Raw genomic sequence first — 19,545 nt, 5'->3', positions numbered from 1 at the left:
ATGTGAATTAATTTTCCTGTCGGTATCTCTCCGTCCAGTATTTAAGGCAATGAGCGGAAATATCCTTCAGCTTATTTTTACTTGCAGGAAGTCCAAGCACGTATTTACGTTGCACGTCGAGAGCAAATTCTTCGAGTTCGGCAAAGCTCAGTCCTGACAGTTTTCTGGCGAGAGTTGAAGGTGCCAGTCCCAGAGAGTGACCAACACGTTTTTCAAACTCTTCAAACCATTTTGTTGCCATAAGCTGTGTTGGAGCAGGAACTGTTATCTGTAACTGAAATCTGCGCCAGATGGCTTTATCGAGCATTGATTCATGGTTTGTGGCCCCTACGACCACAACATGACTAGGCAATAGATCGATTTGCTTAAGCAGTGAGTTCACTACACGCTTCATTTCACCGTTGTCATTAGCATCTTCGCGCTCTTTTCCGATGGCGTCAAATTCATCAAAGAAGAGAACGCAGCGTTGAGTTTTCACAAACTCAAATAATTTATCAATCTGCTGCGCTGTCTCGCCAAGGTAACGATTAATGATGCCTTCGTATTTAACCGTGAAGAACGGCAGAGAAAGATGATTTGCAAGCGCCTCAGCAATGGAGGTTTTACCGTTGCCCGGGGGGCCAGACAGAAGAAGTTTATGCCGGGGTTCAAGATTATAGGACCGCAGAATATCGCGGCGTGTGTGCTCTTCGATAAGCTCCAAAAACTGGGTTATAACTGATTCAGGAACAATCAAGTCATCCAAAATTTTGCGCGGTTGAATTTCATAGAACGCATTTTGAAGATCATTATCGTAGGTGTAGCGACGCGTCTCACCTGAGACTGAACTGGTAAGAATATTTTTTAGCTTGTCTGCCAGTTGATACTGGTGGCGTGCCGTGGCCTCCGCAGCTATCGCTTCTGCGGTAATTTTGAAACGCGGCAGGTCACCCTTTATCCCCGTTTCCACTAAATTCAGCACTAAATCTGCTCTGGCCATTACTTACCTCACATTCCTACAGAGTATAGTTTATCAAGCCGATGAGACCCGGCAAACACATATCTGGTCGCCCCCTTCAACTTGGGCTCTCATGCTTCCCTGGTGGGTCAGAACAAGATTGATCTGTACTGGGATTTTAAAATTCATGTCATGCTTATCATAAAAAACATGGCGTATTAAGGGTTATAATAAGTAGCAGCCTAACCGTTAGAGCCTTTAAACATCGGAATATATCTCTGAATTTGGCTCGATTGTCTCTGTTAAGTCGCCTGCTCATAATTTTTTCTCCTGCTCAAATGGCTCACGCTGCAATCCTAAGCTGGAACATTAAATTCTTGTTTTCAGCCTATCGTAAGGTCTGCCACTTTAATCGATTCGAATGCTGCATGTCCGCTTCACGCCATGAGACTTTCGACAAGCTTTTAATGGCCTCTGCGGGCTCTATGCCGCCCGCACCGCAGCCTGCGTGTTTGTCAGACAGCAAACAACGCTGTCCGACAAACACGCAGGTCCTGTTAACTGCAGATATCCCCGCCGGTGACTCTGTCAATCTCTTTCAGCACCCACAGCAGGTCGGTGGCGTCGGATACGCAGATATTCCAGCGCAGGCTATTTCTGAATTCAGCCTCACCTGGCCACAGGGTGTTACCCGTCACGGTGATCAGAATATCCAGTTTTTTTTCATTCACATCAGTCAGGTGCACGGCCATGCAGCTACGACGGCCAATCCGATGCGGGTATACAGAAAACAGCACCGGCTTCTCAAGGCGTTTCATAATTTCGCGCTGCAGTATCTCCAGCGATAAACTGTCAGACTGGCCAATGGATGCTGTACCCTGCGGTGGTACGGTAAAAATGACAGAGGCAATCAGTGCCTTGTCCGGTACGACCACTGGCGGCGCCATAGTCAGTTTTTTCATGGATTCTCCTGTCAGATACTCAGACCGCGATTTTCATCAAGCCGGCGCGCAACATGAAACGCAGCCTCAAGCTCACTGCACTGTAATTCATCCATAAGCAGCCGTCGTTCAGCTTTTTCCTCTTTTTCTGTCATACCCAGGGCGAGATACAGGCTCGGAGGAACGGCGCGAAACAGGGCCTGGACCTTACGCGACAGAATCACACCCTCTGTATATTTTTTAGGGAGTTTGGTGGCAGACATCAGCATCGTCTTCTGCTCATCCGTCAGCGTTTTGAAGCGCGCAATCTGTTCCACTTCGTCAGGAGGCATCACCAGACAAATCCACCACTCCGCCATATTGAGCATTTTTTTGGCCGTATCCGGGAAGTCAGCGAGGTTCTGAGTGAACAGCCAGAGCCAGGCACCGAGCTTACGCCACATCTTCACTATTTTAGTCGCGTAAGGACCCAGCAGAGGGTTCGCTGTCACAATATGTGCCTCATCAATCGGAACGATAATATCCCGATCGCTGTACTGCTCCCGCTCGGCGATATTATTAATGGTATTAAGCAACGAAATCACGGCAACCGCCATCTGTGCCTCATAGCCTTCACGGGCCAGTGTGCCGAGGTCAACAATGGTCACGTCAGCCTCCGGCCACGGCGTACCAGGCCGGTTAAAGAGATCCCCCTCAAACCCTTCACTGAACATCCGCAACGCTTCCGACATCTCCTCCGCACGGGCCCGGCGGGCGGGAGTGCGTTTTTCACGACCATCCTCACCCAGACTGATATCCCGCGCAATATTCTGCAACGCAAACATCAGGTCTTCCGGCAGCATCTGTCGGTCAGCCTCAAAAGCGGTACGGGCGGCGATCATGATGGCCTCGCGTATCATCCCGCGATCGGCGCGTGTCATCCTCTGCTCCTCAGCCGATTCGCCACCTGTTATCATCAGGCGAGCCGCAATCTCCATCTCACCCAGCACGTCACGCTCTTCATCTTTATCCTCATCGTCATCAATATCGGGAAGCGCATCTTCACTGATGATGAGTTCATCCGGTCTTGCCTGCATCAGCAGATGCGAATCGCCGAACGGCGCCAGCGAGATGGCCTTACCGGGTTTGATGCTGACGCGATGCACGGACAGCCCGAGCGAGCTGCAGTAATCGCCGAACAGCCCGAAGCTGTTACCGGCTTCAAGCAGAAAAATACGTGGCCGGTAGATGGACATCATCTGCGCCAGCTCACAGAGTGCTGTGGCTGATTTACCGGCGCCGGTGGGGCCAAACAGCAGTTTGTGCGCGTTCTGCGTACGGTCATTTTTATTCAGGGGATCGACGGACAGCGGGCCGCCGCCGCGGTTAAAGAACGTAAAGCCCGGATTGCCGGTGCCGGTATCACGCCCGTACACCGGTGCCAGGCAGGCAAAATGCTGCACAAACATCAGCCGCGTGTACCACTGGTGTCTGTCCTGCGCCGGGTTAAAGCACATCGGCAGGGCGCGCATATAGGTACTGAGTGGCCCGATATCATGCTCAGGGTTGACCGGCTCAAGACCGCAGTTGAGCAGCTTGCTGCTGAGATCGAGATAGCGTCTGTCCAGTGAAGGCAGGTCACGCGCTTTAATCAGCAGGGTAATGGCGGCACGGTACAGTTTATGCTTGTTACCGAGGTAGGTTCGCGCCGTTGCCGCATCCTCCCGGGCACGCAGCGGATCCACGTTCTCGCCCATTGAGTCGCGGCTCAGACGGGCAAAGTTTTCCTCCAGCTTATCCTGAGGATGGATAACCAGCGTCAGGGTGAGTACGGTGCCCTCCGGTAACAGGTCCATGATGGCATTGATATTATCGCCGCGCTTCACCTCACCGGTCAGGTGTCCGGTTGAGGGGGCGTTACGCAGGCGGGCCACCGGCACGGCCTTATGTGCCACATCATCAAACCACCATACGCCTTTTTCAGCATCGCTCCGGGGCCGTGTAAACCAAAGGCTCTCACTGAAATCATTCAGTAACGGCAGTTCGCCCGGGGAATCATCCGTATGTCTGGCACAGCGATAGAGAGTGGCCTTATCTACCCACTCTGGTTCCGGATTGAACCAGCGCAGCAGCCAGCTGTGGATCTGTTCGCCGTTCTGCCGCTGGCTCTGTATACCAGCTCCGCTCATCGCGGCCGTAAGGCGATCGCATACCTGTTTAAGCAGCACTTCAGGTGCCATCGGGTCACGATACGGTGATTCAACCCAGCGGTAAATCACCATGCGGGTACGTCTGATCTGGCCGCGCCAGGGCGCACCGGTGACGGCGTCATCCAGAAACAGCCCTTTTTCAGTCGCCACATTCTCAAGGTGACGAGCCTGCTCCTTAAGCCAGGCTTCCGTAAAGGTGGTTCCCTGCGCCCGTGGTTTCACATATCCGCGGATTTTATCCATATACGCGGTCAGGTCTGACTCGTCCTGAAAGTAGAACTGCACCACCCACTGATGGGCGTCGAGCTCCGGCAGGCTGTCCTGCAGGGCGTTTTCCACCACATCGCGGATTTCATCGAGCCGTGAATCCGGACGCCCCTCGGTGCCCACCGGAATAATTTCGTAAACGGCCCCGACAGAGACGCCGTCATCGAGCAGCATGCACTGATGTTCCGGAAGATACTCTCCCCACGGGATATGATCGATAATGGACGGGGCCGTATCATACAGCTTCGCTTCATCACCACGGGTCAGTCGCCCCTCGCGTGTGAGCGGCTCATGGCCGTTAACGGAAAACGGCCCGTCACCGTACTGGTGCGTTGCCTTCGATTCGGCCCTGCGACGGAAAAGAGAAAAAGCCATCACAAATCCTCCGTGCGCTCACCGGGCAGCGCATACTGCACCTGGCTGTAGAATGGGAAAACCGTACTGTAGCCCGGCACCGGCGTATTGCCATCGGCCAGATGCGGGAACACGTACATCACCATGTCGGGATTGGGCAGGCGCGGAAACGTCTGCTGGATTTCGTTCTCCTGGGTGCGGCTGTAGCTGTCCCGCGTCTGCTGTGAAATAACCCGTTCGCTGTCAGTGACCGGGCGGCGCAGGGTGGTCCGGCTCTCGCCGGTTGCATGGGTTGCGGAGGCTCCATCGTTCCACAGCTCCAGCATGGTGCTGTCGCCGGGCGGCAGCATCTCATCTTTTGACGTGCTGCAGCCGGTCAGCAGCAGAACCAAAGCGGTGACTGAAAACAGGACAGAAAGGCTGTTACCGCTGCGCATCAGACACCTCCACCCCTTCAGGATCAGTAATATATGCTGACAGACGCAGAATGCGCCCGTCAGGTAACGGAAAAAGCATATCGTTGTTTTCTCGGGCAAGTTTCTGCCCGACGGAGTACATGGCCCAGTCCGTCACATCGTGAGGCTGGCCCTCCCATTTCCCGTTGTCTTTTCTGACAAAGCCGGCATACAGCCGCCCACCGAGAGGGGCATACCCCACCCGGTATTCAAGATTAGTGTTTTGCATCGGAATCTCCGTCAGTCCATACCCGTGCCGCTGCCGGCAAGGCTGAAGTCGTATTTAACTTTGCGGCCTTTTTCTTCGTAATCGATGGCCAGCTGGCGCGTGATGTGCAGTGCCACGGTCTGACCCGGTGGCACATAGATGGCATCAAACGTCTGGCCGTAGCGGGCCTTCACCCAGTCGATCGTTTCCCGCATGCCACCGGAGAGCGCTTTACCCAGCACGGCCTGACCGGCATCACCGGTCAGCGTAGAGGTCACGCCTCCATAACCATTGGTCTGGGTGGTACTCTGGTTCTGGGCAAAGGCATCCCCTGCGGCACCTGCGGCGGCCAGTCCGGCGATAGTAGGCAGGTACGTCGAGGCATTGCTTTTGCGCGTCCCGGAGATGCAGGGAATACCGTTATCATCTGAGAGCCAGCCGATACTGCTGTTATTGCCGTTCGCGTTACCGCTGTTCTGGTTGCCGCCACTGTTCTGGCCATCCGGCGACGGGAGTGTCCTCACCGTGCCGTCGGTAAAGACAAAGGTGATACTCGTGATGGACCCGCGCACGCACGACAGCGTCCAGTCCCCCGTCGCCGTACCGGAAACAATGGCTCCCTGCACGTCGGGCAGCTCGATGCCGTTTGCCGTCAGGTTGTCTTTGCCAATCATCACCTTGAAGGGATAGGGGTCTGTCACTTTGCCATCAATGGGGATACGCCCCAGCAGCGCGGTCATGGCGCGACTCCCGACAAGCGTTGAATTCTCGGGAAGCGTATACACCGGGTCAATCGCTTTCTGAGCATCGGTAAGCTGAGTCTGCACCGCCGCTGTCGCTTTCCCTGCGGCCTGCCTGCCTGCATCTCCGGCATCACCAAATGACGTGGCAAAGGAGAAGCCGGTGGCGTTACTCTTATTACTGTCGGTCACCGGCCGGCCGCTGGCGTCCACGGCAATGCCGTCTTTTGGCTCAACCCACTGCAGGCCATCCGGGGAGGACGATGCGCCGGGGGTGCCGGTGTTCAGTCCGTTGTCGTAGCCCAGCCCGACAGGAATATCACTGCCGGCACTGCTGCTTTTTCCTGATTCCGTTCGGGCACCGCCGTTCTGTAGCTGATCCATCAGCCGCTTAACCTGCGCGCTGAGGTCGGTGACCTGGGCGCTGAGCTGCTGACGCTTCTGCGCCTCCTCGGTTCGTGCATTGCTCACCGCCTGATTAATCTGCGTGTCCATATTGCTGTTGGTTGTTTTCAGGGCTTTATTTTCGTCACTGAGCTTTTTGTTATCATCCGCGAGCGCATCGAGACGGTCCTGCACTTTGCGGAAATTTCCCACCACCGTGCGCAGTGTGTCCTGTGGGGTGTCTCCTTCAATACCCAGCGCTTTGAGGTCTTCCGGTGACAGGTCCTTAAGCGCAACATTGTTGGCATTATGAGGCGCAGCCGACTGATTTCCGCCCCCTGAGCAGGATTTCACGCCCACCACCACCGCACTGGCCAGTACCACCGGAACAGCGACTTTCACGAGAAGATTTGAGGAGGGTACCTTCATTTTTTCGCTCTTCGTTTACGTCCGTCAGCGGGTTGCAGCGGGGGTGGCTCTGCAATAAAGGCCCCCTCCGGGCGACCGGCCGTCACCAGATAGAGGACGGTTGTATCCTCGGGTGTGCCCGCGCGCCCCAGCCAGCGATGCTGAAACGTTGCCGTTACGAACTGGCCTTCCAGCACTCGGGGATCAAGAATGACCTTATCTCCGGAACGGTTACGGACCTGCAGCGCGACGACGCTACTGCCCTGCAGACTCCAGGTGTCGCTACCGATGTAAAACTGGCCCACCTGCCGATGTAAATCTGACCCACCTAGGGTAAAAATGGCAGTTTTAAGGCACTGCCAATGATGACATTGGAGACCAGAGTGGAGATTAGTGTTTTACACCGTCAGGGCATGTCGATACGCGCCATCGCGCGCCAGCTTTCATGCTCTCGTGAGACCGTTCGCAGATATATTCGTAGCCCGCTGCCCGTAGCGGATATGCGCTACAAGCCTCGCGCACCCAGACCCTGCAAGCTTGACCCGTTCAAGACCTATATCCTTGAGCGCGTGGCCGCTGCCAGGCCCCTCTGGATACCCGCCAGTGTGCTGCTGCGCGAGATCCGTCAGCGTGGTTACGAGGGTGGTTACAGCATGCTGACCGCTTTCCTGCACCCCATTAAGCAGCCCGTCACTGAAGAGGTAACACGCTTCGAGACCGAGCCTGGCTTTCAGATGCAAGTTGATTTCACCATCATCAGACTCGGTCATAACCCATTGCTGGCCTTTGTCGCCACGCTGGGCTGGAGCCGCGCGACTTTCGTCAAGTTTTACAGCAACCAGGACTCCGCTGCCTGGTGTGACGGCATTGAGTCTGCGCTCAGGTTCTTCGGCGGGACGCCGCATCAGCTGCTGTTCGACAACGCCAAGGCCATCATCATTGAGCGCGATGTCTACGGCCCCGGTAAGCATCGCTGGAACCCGCAGTTGATGCACGTCGCCGAGAAGTATGCCTTTACTCCCAAGGTCTGCCGACCCTATCGCGCCAAGACCAAGGGTAAGGTTGAGCGGTTTAACCATTACCTCAAGAACAGCTTTATCGTGCCTCTTACCGCGACCTTCCGGCAGGCCGGGCTGGTACTGGATGTACCTGCTGCCAACACACGCATCGGCGAGTGGCTGGTCACCGTCGCGAACACACGAGTGCATGGCACCACAGGCGTACCGCCTGAGCAGCGCATGCCGCGCGAGCGTGCTGCGCTATTGCCGTTACCGAAGGTCACGTTGGCATTGCCTGCACCTGTCCCAGCGCTCAGCCAGCGTCCGGTGCCGACCGAGAGCCTGCAACATCCTCTGGCAACGTACCAGGCCTTGCTCGAGGTGCCAGCATGAACCTTCAACATGATCGTATTGCCGCGCTCTGCGAGCAACTCAAGCTCGACCGCCTGCCGGCAGAGTGGCCGGGTGTGGCACAGGCGACCATCGACAACAGCGGCACGCATGCCGACTTCCTGGAAGCCGTTTTGCAGCTCCAGCATGATGGCCAGAACGAACGGCGTCGCCAGACCATTTTGCGGTTATCAGGCCTGCCGGTGATAAAAACACTGGAGCAGTTCGATTACGCCTATGCCAGTGGCGTTCCACGAAGTCAGATCCAGGAGTTGGCGGGTCTGACATTTATCGAACGTCAGGAGAACGTTGTCCTGCTCGGGCCTTCTGGCGTCGGCAAAACGCACCTGGCGACCGCCATTGGCTATAAGGCCGCGATGGCGGGTTTAAGCATTCGGTTCATTACCGCCGCCGACATGATGCTGCAACTGATGGCGTCACATCGTCAGGGTGACCTGAAGGGCTACCTGAACCGCGTCGTAGGTAAACCTAAGCTGTTGATCATCGACGAAGTGGGATATCTGCCGTTCGGTAAAATGGAGGCGAACCTGTTCTTCCAGGTAGTCGCTAAACGGTATGAGTCAGGCAGCGTGATCCTGACCAGCAACCTGCCGTTTACGCAGTGGTCCGGAACGTTTGGTGATGACGAGACACTGACGGCAGCGATGCTGGATCGGCTGCTTCACCATGCGCATATCGCCCAAATCAGCGGCCAAAGCTATCGACTGAAAGATAAGCTGAAAAGCGGTCAACTCCAGAAGAAAACGAAAGCAACAACGCTCGAATGATTCAAAGGGGGTGGGTCAGTTTTACTTTGGCAGGGTGGGTCAGAATTCGATCGGTATTGACACCAGGCTGCCATCGGCGTGACGGTGACCGGTTCAGCAGGCATCAGCGTGGTGATGACGGAAGGCAGCTTCAGTGACACCGGGCTGATACCCGGCACCGGTTCAACCGTACGCAGCGGACCGTACATATTCTGAGCCGCATAGCGGGTCAGGACCACCGGCAGCGGTGCATTCAGTTTCGCGGGCTTACGGTCCGGCTTTGTGGTTTCCGTATCAGCCTGTTGAGCATTGCGGCCGGTACTGTCTCCGTCGCTGCTGACGGACTGTTTATCGCTGGCGGTTGCAGTGGCCACTTCGCCGTCATAGACAATTTTGACCGGTTCACGCGTGGTTTTACCCGGTGCGGCTGATACATCCAACAGGATAAGTTCCCCGTTTTCTTTGTTCTGCAACTCAAGCCGCGTCACCGGAAAGGCTTCGCTGGCATCGAGATACACCGCGCCGCCGGTGCTCTGAATACGCAGCTTAGAGTTGAGCGACGGGGGAAACCCTACCCTGACATTTTTATTCACAAAAACGATACGCTCCTGGCCCACTGTCAGGGGAACCTGTAAGGGGATACGCTCCCACTTCATCAGCTCAACAGCGTCAGCCGCCCCCGACAGGGCCAGTCCGGCGAGCAGGACCAGACAGCATTTTTTTAACTGAATCTTCATCACTTTTTCTCCGGCTCAGGCATCGTAACGGCCTCCAGCCGTTGCGGCGTGGCCGCATAACAATCCAGAGCAAGTCCGAAGGGATTGCGCTCGGGGTCACCTTCCCAGCGCATCACCTTGAGGGGATAACGGACCAGCGCACGTTTTACCGGCTCAGTGTGGTAATACTCATCTGCCACCAGATCGAGCTGCGCAACCCAATGGTCCTGATCGATAATGGTGACGCTGCGACTGCTGTAACCCCTTCTTGGGATCTCATACACCACGCGCACGCGGTCCCGGAGTTCGTCGCTGTTTTTACGCATCTCCGCGTCTTTGTTCAGAAAGTCCTGGCAGGACGGTGTCAGGTAAGGACTCATCTGCGCAATTTTCGCCGGGTAGTCCACCTCGCCATTTTTGGGCCAGGAATTAAGCTGCTGAAAAATGTAGAAGGCAAAACTGTAAACGGTTGACGGTGGCACCTCCCACCATTTACGCGTGCTACCGGAACGCAGGTCCGGCGGATTATGGATGGTAAGTTCAGAGGGTGCGCGCATCCAGCCGATACCTGCCATCAGCATGCCGGCAAACAGCAGCACACAGGCAATGCGCAGGGAGAATATGTGGTTATCACGCGCGGTCATACCGTTGCGAAAGCGACTCATGACTGACCTCCGCGTTTTATCGCTGTGGTACGTTTCATCTCCCACGCCCGGCTGTTGAGGATCATGGTTCGGGAGAGGCCGGTGCGGCAGCGGATTTCCTCCAGGCGTTGCCAGATGTAGTTCTCCGGCTTACCGCGCTTGTAACCCGCTATCCAGCCGCCACCGAAGAAGATGACGAACAACGGCATCAGCAGCATGCAGGTGGGAAAAGCCAGCCAGCCGATAAAGGGCACCAGTGCCAGCGGCACCGCCAGTGGTATACCGGCAATAACGCCGGTGATGGCCGCCAGCAGGAATTCACCGGAGGTGAATCCTTTCCATACCACTGGGGGGTTATTCAGCCGGTCAGGCAGGAAGTCGATGACGGCCATGTTCTCTCCTTAAAGGATGTCAGAGGCTTTGGTCGCCAGATAAATAACAATAAGGATAAGAATGATGCCGACTACCCCGTAGAGCAGAAATTCCGTCCAGGAGCCTTTGCCCTTGCGGATATCATGGAAAGACGTGATAACAGCATGTGCCACGGCCAGAAATGCGCCCACGCAGATAATCAGGCCGAGCGCGAGGCCGCCCATTTTGGCGTAACCCATCATGGTGTTATACGTCCCGCCACCGCCGCCTGTCGTGGGTTGTTCAACACTGGGGAGATCGGCCAGCGCATGACCGGTAATAAACAGCCCGCTCAGCATCAGATGCTTTGCACGGGCGAATGTGGCGCGATAAAGCCGGAGTAACATGGATTTCATGGGATTGTCCTTTAGTGGAAAAACAAAAACAGCATTGCCAGGTAAAGCACCACCAGGCGAACGGCAAGCTCGGTGAACTGACGAAACGAGACGGATTTTGTGGGAAGACCGCGGTAGGCCTGTACCAGTGCCCAGGCGCTGAACAGGAGAATGACAACCGCAAGCGTGCCGAGAATCAGGGTGTTCAGTTGAGAAGGCGTCAGGCTGCTGCCGGTGCCGGCACTCCAGCCGTTAAGTTGTGCACCGTTCATCGCCATGCCGGTTCCTGTGCACGGTACTGCCCGGTAACAGAAGACGACGGTGACGCGGGCTGCGCGCGTGAGGGTTCCAGGTAGGTCGAGATCCCCTGTTTCATGGTGGAGATATCGCGCGTAGCCTGCTGGTAATCGAAGTAAAAACGGGCATCCTGAGTCTGGTTCGCCACCACGCGGGCGCGGTCCAGCCCGGCCTGCACCTGGTCGAGCTGGCGCATGACCAGGGCGAGCTCGTCTTTCTCGGAAGCGTGGCACTGCAGCACGGGCAGTGCTGCCATCAGCAGTGCTGTGAGGATTCTGGTGTGAGGCATTCTGCGGCTCTCCGGTTAACTTGTCGTCGGGAGAGTGACGCAAAGCGGCGGGGCTTACAGCAGGAAATTCTTTATGGGTCAGCGAAAATTAATACCAGAAGCCTCTGACATATAATCAGAACAAAACAGAACGGCCTGACGCTTATCGCGACGTTCTCTTTTCCCGGAATATCCCCCCGGGGACATTAGGCTGGTTTTGCCCTTTTATTACGTATGGATAATAATCAGACGTGTAATGACAACACTAAAGGGATGTTTATGCTTCATCACTGTGTGGCAAAATCACTGGATGACCTCTGGCTTGAGGATATTCCCCACATTATCCATCCGGATACGGCGGTACGAGACCTCGGAGATACCGCCCGGGAAAATCGAATCTTTCAGGAGTGGAATTTGCCGCAGGGATACAACCTGTTTGTCAGCCGGTATCACCAGTTCCACTTTCAGCGCCCCTGGATGGCATATCGTGACACACTGGACGACATCAGGTCCGGAAAGGTCGTTCTGCTGAGAAAAAATATGCCCGCCCATGCCATCAATGGCGTGTTAACTTCCTCCGGCAACCTCCGCAGTGACCTGCCCCTGTACCTTCATTCGCGGCTCAGCTACCTCATCTCACATCAACTGAAACGACCGGTTTGGTACGTTCGCCCGTCAGCGCCAGTGCAGCATGCTCAGACAGCAAAAACTATCAACAGTAAAGCCGCCGGTCGGCTTCTGGCCGCTGGCGGTATCTACAACGGAAATGTTGAGGGTTTCCGAAAAACGGCTGAACAGCTCGGTGGCGATGCCATAAAGGGATATGACCAGGTACTTAACGAAACAACCTCAGGCATGATGGTTGCTGCGACATCACTTCTGGTCGTCAGGAACCCGATGTCGGCAGAGGAACTCACCAGTTATCTGGGAAAGTATAAGAAAGCCCACGTACTGCTGGATGATATGAACGTCACCCAGCTTAATTACCTTCGCCGTGACCGCGCCGAGTACAACGCGCTACGCGGGCAATTCAACAGTACTGTACGTTCCGGTTTCCTTAAGTCCCTTTCCGATCACCCTGACGCACTGTCAACGTTTGATTCGAACGATATCCTCCGCCTTGCCAACGGAAATGTGCCGTCAGGATGGCAGGTTCACCACAAAATCCCGCTTGATGATGGTGGCACCAATAATTTTGATAACCTGATATTGATCCAGAACTCGCCTTATCATTCCGCTCTCTCAAAGACGCAGGCGATCATAACCAAAGACCTCCCTTACAATGCCAGCACTGAGGTTTTGTGGCCTTCGCCGAATGGGGTGATTTACCCGGTAAGGAAGTAAAATATGCCTATGAAAGATACAAAACAGCTGATCGGTGACTTCAATACTCTGATGGTTGCCAGTAACTATCCGGTAGCCAGCCCGGTAGATCAGAACGTAATGGACGACCTGATGCGTAAAGCGCCCCCAGGAGAATGGGGTGCACAGAAAACTTCCGTTTACGAAGATATTCAGAGCCTTATATTAAACCGGAAAGACTATTCTGATATGTTCAAAGTCATGGATGGCCTGGAGTTCAACGGCCTGACTCTATACAACTTAGTACAGTCAGAAAACGGTGAACCTCTGTGGTCCAATATCTACGTCCGCAACTTTGAGACGAGAGACAATGAAATCTATGTTGACCCGAATCTCACAGATAAAGTGCTGATTGGTGAAGATGGTATGTCCTTATTCGTTTACAGCCTCAAAGAAGACTGCTTTCAGATCCGTGATAAAGCGTCGACAGAATATGTGATTGAGTCTCATGAAAAATTCAGTGATTTTTTAACTGCACTGTTTCAGACAGTTAACTGATTTCCTGCAGCATCCGACACACGACAGTAACCAGCCCGCAGCGGCCAGGGGGAATGTCTGTCGTGATCATGATTCGGAAGGGATCGCATTGAACAAAAAAAAGCCCGCACCAGCTGCGGGCTTCCGGGCATCTTCCCGAAAACGGTACTACGGGCGACTTTGCTAAAGATATTTCTTAAATGAGCCGGTCACTACGGCCAGCACACCACCGACCAGCAAAGCTGATGGCAGCAATAGCAGATTCGGCCACACCGCAGTTGGCTAGGCCAGATAGAGCATGCAGGGGCCATACAGCGCAGGTTTGATAAAGCGTTTGGCATGGTGATAAACAAAGCTCGATTCATACCCCGCGCCATAGCGCCGCAGGTCACGCCTTACCAGCCCGTCCACCACGCCCATGATGACAACCAGCGCAAACAACGGCAGGCTGAGAAAGAGGATCATCACCCGGATGAAGAATATCAGCGTGACCCACACCGTCGCCTGAAGATAAACACCCAGCCAGCTAACAAGCGTGGCACCGATTCCGTTCAGCGCCGGGATCAGTCCGCTGCCTTTTTCACTCAGTGATTTAAATGACTGCAGCCAGCCACTGAACCCGCTGTCCACAAACAGCCACTGCCAGGCAACGTGCACCCACCGGCTGACTGTCTCAACCGGTGCGGCCATCAGCAGGCTGCGGGTGTACCCTTCCGAGAGCCAGTTGCTTTCTGCAACCATCACCTGATAGCTGTGGGCGGCTCCTTCTTCCGGCCACAACAGCGCGATACAGACATACTCGATCAGCAGGCTGACCAGTAATGACCCAAGCAACACACCGATAAGGCCCATCGGAAAATCCCAGAGTAGCAAGCCAATCGGACCGGACTGTCGCTGTCGAGCCGGCGCGCTACGTTGCCCGTTTTCACTGTCCTGCTGTGGCATCCGGCCCTCCTGCATACGTCGTGTCCCCACCGGTCCACCAGGTTTCACCGGTGTGGTAGTTTTTCTCCATGCTGTCAGCCAGATGCTTCAGGCTGGCCGGCATATGCGGATCATTATTATCCGCCGGCAGCGGCATCCGGATTTTCCACAACCGCCCGCCCTCTAGCAGTGCAAAGGCTTGGCCTTTCGGCAGGTTGATGATATCGGCGGGCCGTACCATCGGCACCTTCACCAGACTCACCTGATCGTTAACATTGCTGTTAAAGTCCGTGCCTTCACCTGGTCGGGAGACATCGGTGACGCCGGAGGTCAGCGTTTTCTGGTAGACGTCCACTTCCGGGAGCTGATCGGTGAGCAGCATGGCAGTGTTCTTCTCGCGCACGCGCAGCATCACCAGGGTGTTGAAGTTACCCACCACCTGATTTGCTTTGGCCGTACTGCCGATGCGGGCCTCGATGTCAGAAAGCGTCTGAGTGTAGGCGGTCACCTGAAAACCAGCACCACCGCCTTTGTTGATGAGCGGGATGAATTCATCCCCCATCAGCTCGTTAAACTCATCGCAGTGAAGGTTGATGACCACCTTTGCGGATTTCCCTTCTTCCTCATCACCGAGACCGAACTTATAAATGTGGCCACCCTCAGACACGAGGTCTGCGAACATGCTGTTACCAACGGCGGCCGCCACCACCGGGTCAGAAAGCGCATCGAGCCCCACATACACCACACCGCGGGACTTGATAATGTTGTGCCAGTCCAGTATCGGACGCGGATCGTCCAGGTCGGTGTAATCGGGGGCAAGGAGCGCAGCAGTTTTGCCGGTGGTGAGCTTCTCCAGCAGCGGCAGAAGGGATGCGACGATTTTATCGAAGTAGGTGCGGTCGTACTGCACCGCGCTGCGCAGGCCGTCCAGCACCGGGTCCCAGAGTTTTTTCCCCTCCGGGCTGCCGAGCACCTGCTCTGACACCCATATTTTCGCGCCATTGGGCCGTCCCTGCAGGTGACGCGGCAGGTCCTTATCGCTGGCCCCGATCCCGCTCTGCATCATGGCCTCAGCCATCTCCAGCAACTGCGGGGCTTTTTCGCTCAGCAGGTTATCCACGTAGGTCTCATACAGTTCACCGATGTTGGTGACATAGCGCAGGATGAGGCCGTAGTCCGGGCGCTGTCCGAGGGCGACCAGCGCGCGCGTGATGATGTTGACGAACCGCCAGGCAAATTCACGGAAGACCGCGGAGTTGCCTTCACCCGAGAGCTGACCAGCCACGCGGGATGCCACCTCAGAAATACGGCTGAACCGTCCGACGGCGTTGTAGCGTGCACTGATATCGGGCCAGCCGAGGTGAAACACCCAGAAGTTATCCTGACGCCCCGCGCGATGCGACTCTGCGTACATTCTCCGGAGCAGGTCCGCGTCCCCTTTGGGATCAAACACGATGACCACCTCATGCTCACCGGCAGCATTTGTGCGGCGGATATCCTGGGTGATAAGCAACTCCGCCAGTCGGGTCTTGCCTACACGGGTAGTACCGATAACCAGCATATGCCCGACGCGTTCGCCAAGATCAAACGTGACGGTTGTTTCATCGGGTTCAACCCCGTGATAAACCGGGCTGCCGCCTACCGGTGGCAGCGGACGGAAGGGGTTGAGCGCCGAATCCGTGCGGGTCAGCCGGCACAGCCAGGGGAGGCTGTACTCCATCTTTTTTTCCATCTCGCGCGCCATGCGGTACAGCACCGAGGGCTGCACATAGATTTCGCATTCCGGGCGCCGCGCCTCCATCAGCCGCTGGGTATGACGCGCAGACCACTGAAAACCTCTCCCCAGAAACAGATGGCGCTGGCTGACCGGGATCTGTTCGCTGGTCAGCACATAACGGGGAAGACGGCGTATATTCTGTCGGTAGCGCAGGATTTTCATGCCCTGTCGGGTGCGCTTCAGGGCCAGAACGCCAAAACCGGCAGCAGTCACCCAGCTGACGGAAGGCGCAAGCGCAACTGCCCAAGGGGCGGTCAGGCAGATACAGGTCGCACTGGCGGCTACGGTGGCAGAATACAGTTCCACGGCCGGGCGCAGCAGGGACTCCATAACATAGCGATCGCTCATCTACGCCCCCTGCTGATAAACCGGCTGAAAAATCCGGGACGTTTTGTTGCGGTACGCTTATCCCGCCATGCAATCAGAGACACAGGCAGCTGCCATCCCTCACTCATCGCTTACCTCCCATTTCCCTGAGCCGCATCATCCGGCCAGAAATCAGGCAGAACCGTATACCGGCGAATCAGGTAAACCAGTTCAGATAGCGCACCGGCAACGTACAGCGGGGCATACGCCCGAGGGAGCAGGTGAATCACCCGTAAGAGGCCCTGCTCCAGCACATCAGGGGTAAATGACGGGCTGACAAAGACAGCAACCGGAATGGCGGTCAGTACCGCGAGCACCATGCAACAGAAGATAATGAGGGGATGCAGAATAAATATTCTGAGCATACTCTGTACGAAGGCGAAAAAAGCCGCCTTAAGGGTCTCCCCGGAAATTAACTCAGATATTTTGCGCATGGCAGTGTTCCTTTTTAATTACGGACGATGGTGGATGAAGGGAGTTCTTTCCGGTTATTGAATCGGGAAATCGGACAGTGTGGCTGGCTGCACAGGTTGTCCATCCAGCGCCGGTCACCGGCCAGCAGCCAGAGCAGGCGCTGCCCGCTGATGAGCATGATGCCGTTATAACGGCGAAAGGCTTCCCGGCTGACCTCGCCGGTCCGGCCGGTGTGGACGAACAGTCCCGGGCACCCCTCGCGCTCTGTCAGCAACCCAAATGCAGAAACGTGCGCAGCACTGATGGTGGCACTGTACCGTTTGGCCTGAATCAGCCAGCGACGGCCGTTAATCCATACCTGACCGTCTGTTCCGTTATCACCGCTGTAACGGTCGTTACGCTGTATGCGCAGGCCCTGCCGGGAAAGCGCCGTCAGCAGCATCTCCTCAAAAACATACGGATTCATCTTACGCAGCCAGGCGATCCTGGCCGCCTCGTCGCGCAGCTGCGGCAGGCGAAGCAGTGCCCGTGCGGCCTGTTTCTGATAGCGACGATGGCGGCGCTGGCTGACTGTGCGCGGTCTTAATACGATGATCGCCAGCACCACCGCCGCCGCCATTGCCAGGACAAACAGCCCCCTGTGCTGGTTCAGTAACTCAGCGATGAGGGATACCGACATCACTGGGATATCCCCGTTGCGGTGATGAGAGCGGGATAATGCGTCAGTACCAGCCGCCGGGCCAGGTCACCGCCGCTGACAGGCGCCATTGCCACCCCCGGTGCCAGCTGACGCAGTGCGTTTAATCCCTGCTCATCCCTGACACTTATAACCATACCGGTTGCCTGCATGCGGCTGAACGTAGTGGCGTGGTGCGTGAGCCACTGACGGGAGGACGCATCATCACCCAGCACAAATACCGGCGGCATACCGGGCAGATTCAGCGGTCGGGCGACGACAGGGCCTGGTGACATTTCAGGCGTGCTGACCGGTAGCATGTCGGACAGGGAAAGCGATGCCGGCGGCGGTGGGAGAACGGGCGACCCCGTTACAGACTGACCCGGACCGGCATTGATGGCATCAAAGAACGGGGCCGTGGACTCGCCCCCCAGGTCACCCACCACGGTCAGTACTGCCCTCGCACTAAATGCAGTGACCAGCAGGCCGGAAAAGAAAGTGAAAATAATGGTCTGACGGAGAGATGTTTTCATTGTGGTTCAATCCAGTTAAGGGGAGAACGGGCAAGTGCCATAGGCTGTTCACTGCGGGCCGGCATATCTGCCACGGCTATCTGACTCAGCTTGCGGCGAACGATGGCCATGTAGGTCGCTGCATGCTGTCCGCCTGCCGGGTGGTGATAGCAGCCAGCCGCCTGCAGCCAGCTGCCGGGGCGGGCGTCATAGCATGCCCGCAGAATACGGGCAGCTGCACGTAGATTGATGTAGGGGTCAAATGCATCACGATAGGTTGCGAAAAAATGCCCGTTCCAGCCCAGGTTAACCTGGGCCACACCGACATCAATATTCTTCAGCGGCCAGCGCTGCATAAACCCGAGCAGCGCCGAGAAGGCCTCTTCACGCGTGCCGTAATGGTAACCCTTGCCTGCCACGTTAATGGTCCAGGGCCATGGTTTTGCCCCCCAGGCGGTTTTGCGCGTGCTTTCGGCCATTGCCAGCGAATACAGCGACTCAGCTGGCACCCGCTCAGCAGCGGCAATCTGCCGGTAAGCATCAGGAATAATCTGCAGGTCTGTGGCGCCGGACGCCGCTGTTGCAAACAGAATTCCGGCACTCAGCATCAGAATGCGGCGAGTTGCCATCCTTTTTCCCCCTGCTGCAGAATGACCGGCATCTGGCCCTGCCCGTAACGCAACCACAGGCCACCGTCGTGGTTTAGCGTTATCTGGCGGCTGCGGACTTTTTCCACCGGAATGTTGTGACGGATGGCCCAGGCGCGGATGGCCTCGTCGCTGTTTCCGCCGACAAGATAAATATCGACGGGTCGGTCGTCGGCGAGCACGGCTGCCAGACGCGCATCGCAACGCGAGCAGTTCTCTTTCACAAACAGGGCGAGACGCCCTTGTGTGTCGTGCGCGATGCCCGCTGCATTGCTGCCCATATTGACGGCCAGCGTCTCCGGATAGAGTCGCAGCCAGGCGGCATTGACTTCACGCTGGAACGCTACCTCCTTCTCTGCCCGGGCATACTCATGCTTCACCCAGAGCTCTGCCAGACGTTTTCGTTCTGCGCTGTTGTCGGTTTCCACACCCAGCGCCGTCAACGGATCAAGGCCCGGTGACATAATGCCGCGCTCCCCCTTCATCAGGCTCTGATAACGGCTCCAGTCGCTGTCAGACAGTCCCCACTGCTGCGCCTGCTGCTGAGAACTCAGTACGCCGGTGGATGACTCCTGCAATGAGGACAGGCTGCTCTGCGCGGAGGGAGTCTGAACTGTGGCAGCGGAGGTCATGAGCGGCACCAGAAACAGTGAGACCATCAGTGTTTTTTTCATCAAAGCG

Annotated in this window: 22 protein-coding genes and 2 pseudogenes; 4 read left to right on the top strand and 20 right to left on the bottom strand. The window is 56.2% G+C overall.

Annotation, left to right across the window (positions count from 1 at the left end):
* Positions 1–7: 7 nt before the first annotated feature.
* The 7 genes and pseudogenes from H2P46_RS11130 to H2P46_RS11100 form a co-directional block, all read right to left on the bottom strand.
* On the bottom strand, positions 8–979 hold the full coding sequence (locus H2P46_RS11130) for an AAA family ATPase (RefSeq protein ID WP_193405124.1): 972 nt from the start codon (positions 977–979) through the stop codon (positions 8–10).
* A 515-nt stretch (positions 980–1,494) separates the two neighbouring features.
* Positions 1,495–1,899, bottom strand: a complete 405-nt coding sequence (locus H2P46_RS11125; protein WP_193405123.1) for a hypothetical protein — start codon at positions 1,897–1,899, stop codon at positions 1,495–1,497.
* A gap of 11 nt (positions 1,900–1,910) precedes the next feature.
* Entirely contained in the window at positions 1,911–4,709 is a 2,799-nt protein-coding gene (locus tag H2P46_RS11120) for a conjugative transfer ATPase (RefSeq protein WP_193405122.1), read from the bottom strand.
* The gene (locus H2P46_RS11115) at positions 4,709–5,125 is read right to left on the bottom strand and encodes a TIGR03751 family conjugal transfer lipoprotein (RefSeq protein WP_193405121.1); all 417 of its coding nucleotides are present in this window, start codon (positions 5,123–5,125) and stop codon (positions 4,709–4,711) included. The genes H2P46_RS11120 and H2P46_RS11115 overlap by 1 nt, the downstream gene beginning before the upstream one ends.
* Positions 5,112–5,372, bottom strand: a complete 261-nt coding sequence (locus H2P46_RS11110; RefSeq protein ID WP_193405120.1) for a DUF7446 family protein — start codon at positions 5,370–5,372, stop codon at positions 5,112–5,114. Before H2P46_RS11110 ends, H2P46_RS11115 begins: the two co-directional genes overlap by 14 nt.
* A gap of 11 nt (positions 5,373–5,383) precedes the next feature.
* Positions 5,384–6,904 (bottom strand): TIGR03752 family integrating conjugative element protein, encoded by a 1,521-nt coding sequence (locus H2P46_RS11105; protein WP_193405119.1) that lies wholly within the window; start codon positions 6,902–6,904, stop codon positions 5,384–5,386.
* Positions 6,901–7,158, bottom strand: a pseudogene (locus H2P46_RS11100) (DUF3438 family protein); the annotation flags it as partial. The gene H2P46_RS11105 and the pseudogene H2P46_RS11100, both read right to left, overlap by 4 nt.
* Positions 7,159–7,245: 87 nt before the next feature.
* On the opposite strand from H2P46_RS11100, the gene istA reads away from it, so the two are divergent.
* Together istA and istB are read left to right on the top strand one after the other, a co-directional pair.
* Positions 7,246–8,274, top strand: coding sequence for an IS21 family transposase (istA, locus tag H2P46_RS11095; protein ID WP_193403243.1), 1,029 nt, complete (start codon positions 7,246–7,248; stop codon positions 8,272–8,274).
* The gene (gene istB, locus H2P46_RS11090; RefSeq protein WP_193403211.1) at positions 8,271–9,059 is read left to right on the top strand and encodes an IS21-like element helper ATPase IstB; all 789 of its coding nucleotides are present in this window, start codon (positions 8,271–8,273) and stop codon (positions 9,057–9,059) included. The genes istA and istB overlap by 4 nt, the downstream gene beginning before the upstream one ends.
* Here istB and H2P46_RS11085 read toward each other — a convergent pair.
* From H2P46_RS11085 to H2P46_RS11060, 6 genes are read right to left on the bottom strand one after another with little or no spacing between them, the layout of a single operon-like run.
* Positions 9,020–9,775, bottom strand: coding sequence for a TIGR03749 family integrating conjugative element protein (locus tag H2P46_RS11085; protein ID WP_238938985.1), 756 nt, complete (start codon positions 9,773–9,775; stop codon positions 9,020–9,022). The two genes, istB and H2P46_RS11085, sit on opposite strands and share 40 nt — an antisense overlap.
* Positions 9,775–10,419 (bottom strand): PFL_4703 family integrating conjugative element protein, encoded by a 645-nt coding sequence (locus H2P46_RS11080; protein WP_193405118.1) that lies wholly within the window; start codon positions 10,417–10,419, stop codon positions 9,775–9,777. Before H2P46_RS11080 ends, H2P46_RS11085 begins: the two co-directional genes overlap by 1 nt.
* The gene (locus H2P46_RS11075) at positions 10,416–10,790 is read right to left on the bottom strand and encodes a TIGR03750 family conjugal transfer protein (RefSeq protein WP_193405117.1); all 375 of its coding nucleotides are present in this window, start codon (positions 10,788–10,790) and stop codon (positions 10,416–10,418) included. Before H2P46_RS11075 ends, H2P46_RS11080 begins: the two co-directional genes overlap by 4 nt.
* Before the next feature lie 9 nt (positions 10,791–10,799).
* Positions 10,800–11,165: a TIGR03745 family integrating conjugative element membrane protein gene (locus H2P46_RS11070; protein WP_084879942.1), complete on the bottom strand. Its 366-nt coding sequence runs from the start codon at positions 11,163–11,165 to the stop codon at positions 10,800–10,802.
* An 11-nt stretch (positions 11,166–11,176) separates the two neighbouring features.
* On the bottom strand, positions 11,177–11,422 hold the full coding sequence (locus H2P46_RS11065) for a TIGR03758 family integrating conjugative element protein (RefSeq protein ID WP_193405116.1): 246 nt from the start codon (positions 11,420–11,422) through the stop codon (positions 11,177–11,179).
* The gene (locus H2P46_RS11060; RefSeq protein ID WP_193405115.1) at positions 11,413–11,730 is read right to left on the bottom strand and encodes an integrative conjugative element protein, RAQPRD family; all 318 of its coding nucleotides are present in this window, start codon (positions 11,728–11,730) and stop codon (positions 11,413–11,415) included. Before H2P46_RS11060 ends, H2P46_RS11065 begins: the two co-directional genes overlap by 10 nt.
* 258 nt (positions 11,731–11,988) lie before the next feature.
* Here H2P46_RS11060 and H2P46_RS11055 point away from each other — a divergent pair, with 258 nt between their 5' ends.
* Positions 11,989–13,053: an HNH endonuclease signature motif containing protein gene (locus H2P46_RS11055; RefSeq protein WP_193405261.1), complete on the top strand. Its 1,065-nt coding sequence runs from the start codon at positions 11,989–11,991 to the stop codon at positions 13,051–13,053.
* A gap of 9 nt (positions 13,054–13,062) precedes the next feature.
* Entirely contained in the window at positions 13,063–13,569 is a 507-nt protein-coding gene (locus tag H2P46_RS11050) for a YrhA family protein (protein WP_193405260.1), read from the top strand.
* Positions 13,570–13,731: 162 nt separating this feature from the next.
* Here the strand turns inward: H2P46_RS11050 and H2P46_RS11045 are convergent.
* From H2P46_RS11045 to H2P46_RS11015, 7 genes and pseudogenes are all read right to left on the bottom strand, one after another.
* Positions 13,732–14,493: pseudogene (locus H2P46_RS11045) on the bottom strand (TIGR03747 family integrating conjugative element membrane protein).
* On the bottom strand, positions 14,474–16,597 hold the full coding sequence (traD, locus tag H2P46_RS11040) for a type IV conjugative transfer system coupling protein TraD (protein ID WP_193405114.1): 2,124 nt from the start codon (positions 16,595–16,597) through the stop codon (positions 14,474–14,476). Before traD ends, H2P46_RS11045 begins: the two are co-directional and overlap by 20 nt.
* A 110-nt stretch (positions 16,598–16,707) precedes the next feature.
* A complete protein-coding gene (locus tag H2P46_RS11035) occupies positions 16,708–16,980 on the bottom strand; it encodes a hypothetical protein (RefSeq protein WP_238938984.1) in 273 nt (90 codons plus the stop codon).
* 83 nt (positions 16,981–17,063) lie between these two features.
* Positions 17,064–17,708, bottom strand: a complete 645-nt coding sequence (locus H2P46_RS11030; protein WP_193405259.1) for a restriction endonuclease — start codon at positions 17,706–17,708, stop codon at positions 17,064–17,066.
* Positions 17,708–18,238, bottom strand: a complete 531-nt coding sequence (locus H2P46_RS11025) for an integrating conjugative element protein (RefSeq protein ID WP_193405113.1) — start codon at positions 18,236–18,238, stop codon at positions 17,708–17,710. The genes H2P46_RS11030 and H2P46_RS11025 overlap by 1 nt, the downstream gene beginning before the upstream one ends.
* Positions 18,235–18,846: a lysozyme family protein gene (locus H2P46_RS11020; RefSeq protein WP_193405112.1), complete on the bottom strand. Its 612-nt coding sequence runs from the start codon at positions 18,844–18,846 to the stop codon at positions 18,235–18,237. Before H2P46_RS11020 ends, H2P46_RS11025 begins: the two co-directional genes overlap by 4 nt.
* A complete protein-coding gene (locus H2P46_RS11015) occupies positions 18,825–19,538 on the bottom strand; it encodes a TIGR03759 family integrating conjugative element protein (protein WP_193405111.1) in 714 nt (237 codons plus the stop codon). Before H2P46_RS11015 ends, H2P46_RS11020 begins: the two co-directional genes overlap by 22 nt.
* Positions 19,539–19,545 lie beyond the last annotated feature (7 nt).

This window comes from Mixta mediterraneensis (assembly GCF_014946725.1).
In the GTDB taxonomy this organism is placed as follows: Bacteria; Pseudomonadota; Gammaproteobacteria; order Enterobacterales; family Enterobacteriaceae; genus Pantoea; species Pantoea mediterraneensis.
Note: the sequence above shows the minus strand (reverse complement) of the source record. Positions and strands in the feature narration are given on the sequence as shown.

Bases quoted from the DNA above. Each gene is read 5' to 3' on its own strand.
- H2P46_RS11130 (WP_193405124.1), bottom strand. From the start codon at position 979: ATGGCCAGAGCAGATTTAGTGCTGAATTTAGTGGAAACGGGGATAAAG.
- H2P46_RS11125 (WP_193405123.1), bottom strand. From the start codon at position 1,899: ATGAAAAAACTGACTATGGCGCCGCCAGTGGTCGTACCGGACAAGGCA.
- H2P46_RS11120 (WP_193405122.1), bottom strand. From the start codon at position 4,709: ATGGCTTTTTCTCTTTTCCGTCGCAGGGCCGAATCGAAGGCAACGCAC.
- H2P46_RS11115 (WP_193405121.1), bottom strand. From the start codon at position 5,125: ATGCGCAGCGGTAACAGCCTTTCTGTCCTGTTTTCAGTCACCGCTTTG.
- H2P46_RS11110 (WP_193405120.1), bottom strand. From the start codon at position 5,372: ATGCAAAACACTAATCTTGAATACCGGGTGGGGTATGCCCCTCTCGGT.
- H2P46_RS11105 (WP_193405119.1), bottom strand. From the start codon at position 6,904: ATGAAGGTACCCTCCTCAAATCTTCTCGTGAAAGTCGCTGTTCCGGTG.
- istA (WP_193403243.1), top strand. From the start codon at position 7,246: ATGATGACATTGGAGACCAGAGTGGAGATTAGTGTTTTACACCGTCAG.
- istB (WP_193403211.1), top strand. From the start codon at position 8,271: ATGAACCTTCAACATGATCGTATTGCCGCGCTCTGCGAGCAACTCAAG.
- H2P46_RS11085 (WP_238938985.1), bottom strand. From the start codon at position 9,775: ATGAAGATTCAGTTAAAAAAATGCTGTCTGGTCCTGCTCGCCGGACTG.
- H2P46_RS11080 (WP_193405118.1), bottom strand. From the start codon at position 10,419: ATGAGTCGCTTTCGCAACGGTATGACCGCGCGTGATAACCACATATTC.
- H2P46_RS11075 (WP_193405117.1), bottom strand. From the start codon at position 10,790: ATGGCCGTCATCGACTTCCTGCCTGACCGGCTGAATAACCCCCCAGTG.
- H2P46_RS11070 (WP_084879942.1), bottom strand. From the start codon at position 11,165: ATGAAATCCATGTTACTCCGGCTTTATCGCGCCACATTCGCCCGTGCA.
- H2P46_RS11065 (WP_193405116.1), bottom strand. From the start codon at position 11,422: ATGGCGATGAACGGTGCACAACTTAACGGCTGGAGTGCCGGCACCGGC.
- H2P46_RS11060 (WP_193405115.1), bottom strand. From the start codon at position 11,730: ATGCCTCACACCAGAATCCTCACAGCACTGCTGATGGCAGCACTGCCC.
- H2P46_RS11055 (WP_193405261.1), top strand. From the start codon at position 11,989: ATGCTTCATCACTGTGTGGCAAAATCACTGGATGACCTCTGGCTTGAG.
- H2P46_RS11050 (WP_193405260.1), top strand. From the start codon at position 13,063: ATGAAAGATACAAAACAGCTGATCGGTGACTTCAATACTCTGATGGTT.
- traD (WP_193405114.1), bottom strand. From the start codon at position 16,597: ATGAGCGATCGCTATGTTATGGAGTCCCTGCTGCGCCCGGCCGTGGAA.
- H2P46_RS11035 (WP_238938984.1), bottom strand. From the start codon at position 16,980: ATGCTCAGAATATTTATTCTGCATCCCCTCATTATCTTCTGTTGCATG.
- H2P46_RS11030 (WP_193405259.1), bottom strand. From the start codon at position 17,708: ATGTCGGTATCCCTCATCGCTGAGTTACTGAACCAGCACAGGGGGCTG.
- H2P46_RS11025 (WP_193405113.1), bottom strand. From the start codon at position 18,238: ATGAAAACATCTCTCCGTCAGACCATTATTTTCACTTTCTTTTCCGGC.
- H2P46_RS11020 (WP_193405112.1), bottom strand. From the start codon at position 18,846: ATGGCAACTCGCCGCATTCTGATGCTGAGTGCCGGAATTCTGTTTGCA.
- H2P46_RS11015 (WP_193405111.1), bottom strand. From the start codon at position 19,538: ATGAAAAAAACACTGATGGTCTCACTGTTTCTGGTGCCGCTCATGACC.